General features: G+C 51.8%; 6 protein-coding genes and 1 pseudogene. 1 reads left to right on the forward strand and 6 read right to left on the reverse strand.

Going from position 1 to position 8,688, the window contains the following annotated elements; all coding sequences use genetic code 11:
- Positions 1-382: 382 nt before the first annotated feature.
- From POG22_RS14115 to POG22_RS14140, 6 genes are all read right to left on the reverse strand, one after another.
- Complete coding sequence (locus POG22_RS14115; protein WP_063717040.1) at positions 383-664, reverse strand: DUF5132 domain-containing protein; 282 nt, start codon at positions 662-664, stop codon at positions 383-385.
- Positions 665-896: 232 nt separating this feature from the next.
- Positions 897-1,211, reverse strand: coding sequence for a hypothetical protein (locus tag POG22_RS14120; RefSeq protein WP_063717039.1), 315 nt, complete (start codon positions 1,209-1,211; stop codon positions 897-899).
- Positions 1,212-1,341: 130 nt separating this feature from the next.
- A complete protein-coding gene (locus POG22_RS14125; RefSeq protein ID WP_063717038.1) occupies positions 1,342-3,609 on the reverse strand; it encodes a heavy metal translocating P-type ATPase in 2,268 nt (755 codons plus the stop codon).
- A gap of 74 nt (positions 3,610-3,683) precedes the next feature.
- Entirely contained in the window at positions 3,684-4,802 is a 1,119-nt protein-coding gene (locus POG22_RS14130; RefSeq protein ID WP_498905971.1) for a hypothetical protein, read from the reverse strand.
- Between the two features lie 235 nt (positions 4,803-5,037).
- Positions 5,038-7,536 carry a WD40 repeat domain-containing protein gene (locus tag POG22_RS14135; protein ID WP_498905972.1) on the reverse strand — a complete coding sequence of 833 codons (2,499 nt, stop codon included), beginning with the start codon at positions 7,534-7,536 and terminating at the stop codon, positions 5,038-5,040.
- A 283-nt stretch (positions 7,537-7,819) separates the two neighbouring features.
- A complete protein-coding gene (locus POG22_RS14140) occupies positions 7,820-8,203 on the reverse strand; it encodes a DUF4346 domain-containing protein (protein WP_017659965.1) in 384 nt (127 codons plus the stop codon).
- Between the two features lie 255 nt (positions 8,204-8,458).
- On the opposite strand from POG22_RS14140, the pseudogene POG22_RS14145 reads away from it, so the two are divergent.
- A pseudogene (locus tag POG22_RS14145) lies at positions 8,459-8,688 on the forward strand (RNA-guided endonuclease TnpB family protein); the annotation flags it as partial.

An 8,688-nucleotide genomic window follows, 5' to 3' on the forward strand; every position in this document is an offset into this window, starting at 1 on the left:
CCTTGGTGTGTAGGGTAAATGCTTGTAGCCTATATCTGGAAAGGAATTTCGCGATTTGAGCTAACTTTTTATACAGTTTAACAAAAACTCTTGCCCTGTAAGGGTTTCAGCGATTTCTTGCATAGTAAGTTCGGAAGAACCTAATATTTTTGAGAGAGGGAATGGGGAACGGGGAATAGGTATTAAAAAAATGCCGTTTTCTTTGTATATCTGGAGTTAAGAATTTTTCAAATCTAGATTGTTTGCAATGAATTCCCGATCGACAACGAATAGAAAGTGAGAGATGGATAGATAGGCAATGCCTTTCAAATCTCCATCCCCCACTCGAGTATTGTGTCGTCAAGGGACGGCAGTTTATACTTCATCGGTTGAAGATGCAGTTTTAGCTGCTTTCCGGTGTGTTTTCAGCAGCATTGAGGACTTTTTGGGATCGATCTTCCGCTAGTTCTGCTCTTGCTTCAGCGACCATGTCTTCAAACACTTCTCCCGTTTCGGCTAAGAAGCCTTTGCTTTTTTCATAGGCTGTGATTCCGCCTTTGATGACTGCTTTAGCGAGTGGTTTTCCCGCTTTGACAGCAAAGGGGGCGAGAACGAGTAATCCTACGCCTGCAGCAATTCCCGGAATTCCAACATCTTCTAAGAGATCTTCAGGATGGAATGCCATATATTTTAATCCTCCTCGTTCGATACAAGCGAAACAAAAAATGTGAAGGGCTGTTAGGCAATTAGACGTTACGCTTTTCCTCCATTCTAAACAACAATTCTAAAAAAAGCAAGGTACAGTCAATTGAAAAATGAGGGAAATCGATCGGCAAATTTAGTATTTCCTCGACCTTAAGAATTATTTTTCTTTGGAATGGGCTGTGGGCTTCCCCACACTTAACTTTGCTTTCTGCTCAATCCTCGATCGGGGTAGAGGAGACTGAAACTGTTTTAAGGTATTCAATTTCCTGGTTTTTTGCCGATTGTTTCAGTTCTTCTCGACTTTCTTCAAGCATTTTATCGAACGTTTCCCTCGCTTCAGACAATACCACTTTTCCTTTGTCGTACGCCATCAATCCGCCTTTGATGGTTGCTTTAGCGAGGGGTCTTCCCACTTTGGCGAGTGACGAGCCAAAAAACGGGGCTAGGACGAGAACGCCGACTCCTAAAACCATGCCGGGAAGGCCAAAATCTTCGATAAAATCGCCAAGGTCTAGATCTAAGTCCATGATATCATTTACCTCCTGAGTTAGATAGGATTAACCGAGTTTGTTGTTGCCAATCTTGTGAACTCCTGACAAGTTCGACCTTAAAAATCGTGTTTTTGGGTGGGCGACAATACATCGACGGGATTTGAGTTTACCGGGATTTTTCGATCGCCCGTTCCGGAAGCGAACAACCGCCGAGTACCGGACGCAAGCCGTTGACGCCCACCAACGCACTGGAACCGTTATTAATCAACGTGGCGGCGATGGGATGGAGTCCCACCGTGGTCGCCATGGCCAACCCTGCCAAATTCGATACTGTCACGACGCCGGTATTTTGCTCGATAATGCCGCTGGCGTGGCGAGCGATCGCGATCGCCTCCACCAACCCGTGTAAATCGTTCTGCATCAACACCACGTCGGCGGTTTCGCGGGCGATATCCGAACCGTCGCGGAACGATACCGAAACGTCCGCATAGGCTAAGGCCGCCGAATCGTTCAAGCCGTCTCCCACAAACGCCACCGTTTTGCCTTCCGCGTGCAGTCGCTGCACCACTTCCGCCTTATGCTCGGGAAAGGCTTCGGCGTGGATGTTGGCATCGAGAATTCCCAATTCCGCCGCCACTGCTTTGGCACGCTGGCGGTTGTCTCCCGTGAGCATATGCAGTTGGGCGCCGATGTCGTTACGAAGCAATTCCAACACGGCGGGACTTTCGGGGCGCACGGGATCGGTATATTGAATCGTGCCGAGAATCTCGCCGTTGCTGGCGACGTAAATCGTAGGATAGAGGGTCCCTTTGAGGTCTCCGTGGCGACGCCACAAGGGATCTAAATCCACCTCTTCGCCCACCATAAACCGCTCGCTTCCCACGAGAACCGAGGTTCCGTTAATTTGCGCTTTGATGCCCAACCCCACACAGTAATCCCATTTCTGGCGGGGGAGGACGTCCACGCCTCTGGCTTTGGCGTAGGCGGTGACGGCGGCTGCAACGGGATGAGTGATGCGCTGTTCGGCGGCGGCAGCAGCCTGGAGAACGTCTCGTTCGTCGATCGCATCGCTTGCAGTTCGCACGCCGATAACGGTTACCTCGCCTTGAGTCAGCGTCCCGGTTTTGTCGAAAACGATCGCATCGACGTGGGCGATTTGTTGCAGGGCCCGTCCGCTTTTAATCAAAATGCCCCGTCGCGCCGCCGCACTCAAGGCGGCCATAACGGTGGTGGGAACGGACACCCGAATTCCCGTGGCAAAGTCCAGGGTGAAAATAGAGGCAGCCCGCGCCGCGTTGCGGGTGGCTAAGAACAGGGTTCCTCCGAGAAGCAGGGTCGGTAATACAGCGCGATCGGCCAGCTTCGCGGCGTAGTTTTCAATGCGCGTGTCGTGCAAGGGTGCGTGTTGCAACAGTTGCAACATCTGTCCGGCGCGAGTGTCCGCCCCCAGATATTCGGCGCGAAGGTAAATTTGTCCGTCCCGTACCAGCGTCGAAGCGTACACCGTTTCTCCCGAACGGCGCAAGACGGGCAGGGATTCTCCAGTGAGTTTCTGTTCGTCGAGGGTTGCCCGTCCCCGTAAAATCGTGCCGTCTACGGGAACCTGTTCGCCAGGATAAACGATGACCGTGTCGTCCCGTTTCACGTCTTCGATGGGAATTCGGTGTTTTTTTCCGTTCCGTTCGACCCACACCATCGGGTCTAAGAGACTCAGTAAATCGTCGGTTTTGTCTTGGTAAGTGCGAGCGGTGCGATCGCGGATGGCTTCGCCGAGTTGAATCAGTGCCACCATACTCGACGAGGCGACGAGTTGTTTTTGGGCGGTGATGATGACGAGGGCGCTCAAATCGAGGAAATCTACGTTAAGGCGACCTCGTCCGAACAAACTGGCACAAGCACGTTTGGCTACGGGTAAGGCGGCCAGGGCGATCGCCCCTTGTTTCAACACCAGCGGGACAGACAGTCCCATCGGACCGCCGAGAATTGCCAGACTCGCCGCCAAAGCGGGCAGTTTCAAGGACGACCAAAATCCTTTTTCCGGCGAAACGTCCTGTTGGGACAGTTTTCGTTGGACTTGCAGCGGAATGACGCTGGCGCTGGCAAGCTGGATTAAGTTCGCCAGGCGATCGCGGATTTCGGCGTCGTCACTGTTGGTGGGATAAACGACGACGACACAGGCGGCCGCGCGATCGACCCGCACGCGATCGAAGCGATCGTCGAGTTCGATTAAGGCTTTGAGATGTCGTGCGTAGTGGGCGTCTTTGAGTAGTTTGGGAACTCGAAATCGGATTCGCCCCGCGATGGCGTGAACGATGCAATAGGAAACAGTTGGACGATCTTCGATCGAACGGTCGGGTTTGATAACGGACGGTTTCTTATAACACGCGGTGTCCTGACGGGACGCCCGTTCGGGTTGGATGAGTACTTGAGTCATCCTCCTCCCTCCTTGGGCTTAACGGTCGATGCAACGAGCTTGTGAGTTGGGCGTTCGATCGGGCTTCGATGTTTTTAAGCCCGACCGAGTGAGGTATTCGCCATCCAGTCGAGAAAGACAGACATGGCAGAGGATTTAAACCGCGACCAGGTATTACTGGCTTCAGATGTCTCCGCCTCAGATGTCTCCACCTCAGATGTCTCCGCCTCAGATGTCGTGGAATCAGAGGGGTCGGTTTCAGATGTCTCGGACTCAGATGTCGTGGAATCAGAGGGGTCGGTCTCAGAGATTTCTGGGGGGGCCGGCGGGATATAGCCGGTGTCGTCTTCCTTTGCTGACGAGGCTTTGCCGTTTTTATCCTCCGTGTCGCGGGTTCGCGAGGGGGGTTCGACTGTGGGAACCTCTAGCATTTCGGTGGCCAGAAGCAAGCTGGCGATGCGGGCGCGAATTTCCCGAGACGAACGGTTTTTTGAATAGGTGACGGTGACGGAGGCGTTGGCGGGGTTGATGCGAACGGCGGTAATTCCCTCTTCGATCGCTGCCAGTTTTTGTAAGCGTTTGCCGAAGGTGGCGTTTTCGGCGACAGGTGGTAAGCGCAGGCGCAAGCGTCCGGGGGTGTCGTGAACGACGATATCAGCCAGGGCGATCGCCTGCACGGTCTCGACCGTACTGCTGTCCTCTGCCGGAATTTCGGACGACACGTCCCCATCGCGGAATCCCTCGAAATCGACGGCTTCGAGGATCTGGCGGGAAACTGCGGTCGCCAGCAGGTAGGCGGGAAGGGCAGTCCAGCCGTAAATCCGAAGGGCGCGAACGATGGCAATTCCCAGCAGAGGCGGAACGAAAGATTTGAGACGAACGAGAGCGGTTTGTAAGTCCTCGGAACCGATCGCAGCTTGGCTCTCGTCGTCAGACCCATTGGACAAGGGGGCGATTTCTTGAAGGGCAAGCGGCTCGAAAATATCTGAAACGGTCGCGCTTGCGGGATCGAAACAAACGGTCAGACTTCCAGTGTCTGGGTTGGTGCGAATCTCGTCGATGCCGGTTTGTCCTTTGAAGTGTCGAGTTAAGGCGTCGATCGTGTTTGTGTCTGTTGTATCTTTCACGCGCAACCGCACTCGACCGGATACCGCCGAAACGACTTCTACATCGCCAATTTCGCGGTGTGGGTGATGTTCCCCCATGGCATTCATGGTTCCCTTTCCCAAGTTGTCGGTCTACTGAATCTCAATCGACTTCCATCGATCGAAGATTTCTGGTTAAGACTAGATTAAGACAGATCGATAAGGGCGATCGCGAATTTGATGTAAAAATTTACGTTCTTCATACTATGTAGAAAAACGGTAAAAAAACAAAACTTTTTTACTCAATTTTGTAAAGTTGGTTAACAGGAAACGAATACTGCTGCGACTCGATCGACTCTTTTTTCTAAGTTTTATGTGTTCTCAAAATTGCGAGGCGATCGCACCAAATCCGAATCGTGCGGTCTTCACTGCCGCTAACGAGGGTCGTTCCGTCGTCGCTGAGGGCGATGGAGGTGACGCCGCCGTCGTGGCCGCACAGAGTTTGTATTACGTGGCGGCGGGCGAGATGCCAAACCTTCACCGTCGCGTCCCGACCGCCGCTGATGAGATACTGACCGTTAGGTCCAAAGGTCAACGACTGGACGAAATGGGATCGATCGCTCAACTCGTACAAGAACTGACCCGACTCCAAATCCCACAGGCGCACGGTGCGATCGTCGCTCGCACTGGCGAGGGTTTGACCGCTGGGGTCGATAGCCAGCGATCGCACGGGAGCGCGATGTCCGGTGAGGGTGTAGCGCAACTCGGCGGTCATCACGTCCCAAACGCGCAGGGTCGCATCTTCGCTACCGCTGACCACGGTACGACTGTCTGGGGCGATCGCCAACGCATACACCCATTGTTTGTGTCCGAACAGGGTTCGGAACGGTTCTCCTGTTTGGAGGTTCCACAGTTTGATTTTATGACTTCCGCTGGCTAAGGTCTGGTTGTCTCGGGCGATGGCGAGGGCGTAAATATTTTTGCGGTGTCCGAAAAGGGTTCGTTTGAGCTGACCGCTCGAGGAGTCCCAAAGGCGGATGTAACTGCGATTTTTCGAGCGATCGCTACTGGCGAGCAGGCGTCCGTCATCGCTGAGGGTAAAGGTTAACACGCCGCCGGAATGGCCGTTTAACTGGTGTCGCGGGCGATCGCAACTGGAGGAGAGCGATCGCGCCTCGATTGTATTCTCGTTGCGACAACTGCTGTAAATGATGTCTCGATCGGGACTGAGAGCGACGGCGTCCACTGCTGCGGGAAACCCCGTCAAAACCCGACTGATGTTAAAGTTCGTGGTGTGTTGTTGGTATTTCAAAACGGCGATCGCCTGCAAGAGTTCTCGCGTATTGCGAGTTCCCCAGTCGTCACCGATCGCTTGAAAACACTCATACAACAGTTGTAAATACGGTTCGTCGTCGGTCGCAAGAACCCCTCCGACGGTTTCCAGTACGTCGCGATCGATCGATTCAGTGGGAACGCCGCGTTGTTGCAACCACACCCGCAGCGAGCGATCGACTTGTGCTTTCGCCCGCGATTTATCCGGTAATGCCGTCAAACCGAACGCCAATTTCAGCATCAGTTCCGGTTGCCAATAAGGGCGATCGAGGGTCAACAGCATCAAAACCTCTTGATAGATCGCGATCGTCGTATCTAACACGGTCTCGATCGCCTGTCGATCGCCCATCTCCCCCAGCAATTCGGGTAATACGGTCGGCAACAACGGCGACACATCGTCACCGATTAAATGATGGATATCTGCCATCCATCCCGCCACCAAACAATGGCACGTCATCAAAAAGCGATATAAAGCTTCAAAATCTTTCGTATTGAAGCGATATCGAAATTCGAGTTCTCTCGTATCGATTCCAGCTCCTTCTAAAGATTTTGCATCTTCGATTAACCTTAAATTATAGCAATTATCGCCCCCGAGTCGCTCGACTTCCTCGAGAGTTTTACCTAAATTTAATAACTTTTCCTGAGTCACTTTCCATTGTAGCGCTCGAGTTTTAACCGACTCTTCTAAAAATTCTCGACAGGATACCGTAAAGAGCGTTCGATAGTAATAGCTCGGCTGACCCAAACCCCAATACGCCATACGAAACGTCAAGCGATCGCCGTCAGTTTCCGACTCGAGAATCAGCGTCGGTTGTGAGGTGAGAAAGCCGAATAGTGCCTTGATACTCGATTCGCTGTGCGATCGCTTACTGTCCCAAGCTCCCCCTAAAAACTCCGTCGGCCGCGTCGAACTGTGAAGCGAATAATGCTGACTGAGAAATTCTCGTAACCCCTGTGCTAATTGCAAGTCTAAAGCTGGAATATTCGACGGAACGTCACCGAACTGTTCGATTGAAATTTCTGGTGGTGCTAAAATAATTCTCAGAGGAATTCGCGTCGAAGTTCGGTGTGTTTCGAGCAGTTGCGACGGAAACAGTCGTAACGGCCAGTGTTCTAAAATTTGATGGACTTCTGGAAGTTTGAGAGCCGTTTCTCGCTGGCGTTCGGAAACTTCGAGTAGCGTATTTCGTTGAGTATCGAGCCAACTTTGTTGTAAAGCTTTGGCTTGGCGAAACTGTTCTTTTTGCAGCTCCAAGGGAGAAACACTCGATTTTTCCGAAGAGATATCTCGTACTTCGCGTTCGAGAAGAGTTTGGAAACTATCGAGGGCGTCGGTATTGATGCGGGCGAGGAGAGGGCGAACCGATGAGGTATCGCCATCCATCACCTGTTGTACAGTCTTAGCTGACGAAGGGCTGTGGGAGTCGTCTTTGAGGGCTAGCTTATCAAGTTTCTCATTAAGTTTGGCATCGATAACCGATCGCAGAACGGGGATAGCAAATTGAAGTACGAGGCTCAACCATCGATCCATAGGAGGTTTTAGCTTACTGGAAGGGGGGGAGATCGTTCACGTCGATCCTACCGGAGATAAGTTCATAATGACAGCAATTCTCATTATGGAGCGAAACGAGCAAAACTCGTGAAACTCCCTGGGGAGCTTCACGACGAGATGGAATTATTTGTGACAGGCGAGAACCCCAGTATCCTGAAGATCTCGTCGTCTCAGAGATTCATTTTGAAGGTACTCTGCTATCGAGGGTAGCACCATATCGGCTCGAAGGAGGTCTTACCGTTCCAGCATCGATCGCACGAGGCTAATCCTGAACGTACTCTTCTCCCGAGAGCAAAGCGATTTCCGCCCGGACGAACTCTCGCCCTAAATATAAAGCATGGTCGAGAAACGACAACCGTTTCGGATCGGCTTTTTCCGTAATTTCCATGCCCAACTCTTTCGCCGTGCGTCCTTTGTAAACCACGGTGGGCTTGCGTTTCGCGCCGCCGTCGCAAGGAATCGGTTCTCCGGTTTCGGGATCGACGGCCAAGCCTTTTTCGTTAATTTCGTTGCTGTAGTGTTCGGCGCAAATTAGCCCCGCCTCGCGATCGACGTAAATAATAAAGTATCCGTCGGGATCGAGTTCGATAAACCGTTGGGAAAGTTTGTCGTCGATCGCTTTGAGTGCTTCGGGTGTGGGAGCCATAACTATCCTGTCCGTGAAGTGGGCTTCTGTAGGATCGATAATTCTAGTGCGATCGAGTAGAGGGTGGCAAATGCAGACCGTCTCATCTAAGGGACGTTTGAAACCCCATCCCCGGAAAGGTTCGCGCAAACGGCTTCAGTTGAGACGATTCGATTGGATTACCAAAAAAAGTGGGTTTAAAGCCCCGTCCTTCTAGGACGGTTAACTTATGTTAAAAATAAGGTTATCCAAAATAAAGTCCAGTAAAATAAAACCATGATAGTAAGAGAAGCCAAGTTGTTGAATGGGTCTAAGGCACAATATAAAGCCTTAGATGAAGCCATAAGAACTGCTCAGTTTATCAGAAACAAAGCAGTAAGGTTATGGCGAGATGAGTCTAAAGTAGATAAGGCTCGTCTCTCTCTGCTATGCAAAGAATTGGCGCGTGAGTTTCCTTTTGCCAAAAAGTTGAACTCAATGGCACGTCAGGCATCATCAGAGAGAGC

This window comes from Geitlerinema sp. CS-897, assembly GCF_028368005.1.
In the GTDB taxonomy this organism is placed as follows: domain Bacteria; phylum Cyanobacteriota; class Cyanobacteriia; order Cyanobacteriales; family Geitlerinemataceae; genus Baaleninema; species Baaleninema simplex.